The sequence below is a fragment of the Kushneria aurantia DSM 21353 genome, from assembly GCF_000382245.1.
Lineage (GTDB): Bacteria > Pseudomonadota > Gammaproteobacteria > Pseudomonadales > Halomonadaceae > Kushneria > Kushneria aurantia.
The window spans coordinates 1-1,218 of the sequence record NZ_KB907923.1 but is presented as its reverse complement, the minus strand read 5'-3'; the positions used below and the strand labels follow the sequence as shown (position 1 = coordinate 1,218).

2 protein-coding genes are annotated in these 1,218 nt (G+C 55.2%); one reads left to right on the top strand and one right to left on the bottom strand.

Annotated features, from left to right (window positions below; genetic code table 11):
- On the top strand, nt 1-649 hold a 649-nt coding region (locus tag H146_RS19955), incomplete at its 5' end, for an alpha/beta hydrolase (protein ID WP_019953267.1).
- Nucleotides 650-816: 167 nt separating this feature from the next.
- On the opposite strand, the gene H146_RS21795 is transcribed toward H146_RS19955, so the two are convergent.
- On the bottom strand, nt 817-1,218 hold a 402-nt coding region (locus tag H146_RS21795; protein WP_019953266.1), incomplete at its 5' end, for an integrase core domain-containing protein.

The following is a 1,218-nucleotide window of genomic DNA, read 5'->3' as shown; positions in this document are numbered from 1 at the left end:
GGCGAGGATAGACCAGATTTTACGCCGAAAAGGGAGCATCATCCAGGCGCATAATCATGATTTCACGGTGATTTTTGGTTTTTCAGGACCGACTCTTTACCTGATGCTGCCGCAATATTATTCAATGCTGCCACGCATCGTTACCGAGATTCCGGAGGGAGACTATTCATCGCTCCACGAATTTTTCATGATAGATAGCTATCAGCCGGAAACCGAAGCGCCCAACTACGCCATGGGAGCCTTTCTGGCACAGGCATGTAACGATATGGGCACCAACCGCCCCACGCCAGAGGACTCCATCGCAGCGGTACAGCGGGAGCCCGCCGTTATTGGCTTTGAACCTATCTGGCTTTGTGCATGGTGGGGTGTCGATGGCGATGTGCCTCCTGAGCATAACGATTTTGTAACGTCAGACACGCCTGCCCTGGCGATTCATGGCCAGATGGATCCCTGCTGCGGGACTCGCTGGAGCGAGGAGCTGGCCAATTCAATGCCCAATCTCCAGTCCATCGAGCTTCAGGGCATGGGGCATAACCCGGTCACGGAATGCCGCTCAAGTGTCATTGATGCTTTCCTGAGCAATCCTCGAGAGCGGGTGGATAAAAGCTGTCGTAACGAGGTGGCACTCGACAACTGGCAGCTGGAGTAACACCACGCGCCATATTCTTGCATGACAGTATCCGGATAACTGGATTCAACCAGCCCGCCACCCGGCGGGCTTTTTCGTGCCATGACCTGCTCCCGAACTTTCATCCAACGGCGATTGGAGTCCGGTCAGCATTTGTGCCAATGGGCACGCTGTAGTGGTCAAGTAATTCAGGCCACTGTCTTTTGAGCTTTCCAATAGAGCTGTTCAGCCACATTGGGCGGCAGCCCATCATTATGCCGGTGGGGCCGGAGAGCGCTATAATAGCCGATCAGATAATCCGTGATTGACCGCTTCGCCGAGACAAAGCACGAATAACCGGTCTCCGGTATCCATTCCGTTTTCAAGCTTCTGAAAAAGCGCTCTGTCGGGGCGTTGACGCTCCTATGCCAAGGCACGGCGCTGGCGGCCTGTAAATCCTTGATGATCAAAGGGTAGAGTTCGCGCGCGGTGTAGCGCTTGAGACAGCGGTGGATCTCTTTCTTTGAGCGTCCCTCCTGTGTGCGCCGCTCGACGTAGGCGCGCGTGCGTGGTTCGCTGCGCATACGCACCATGGCAATTGTCCAAAGCGC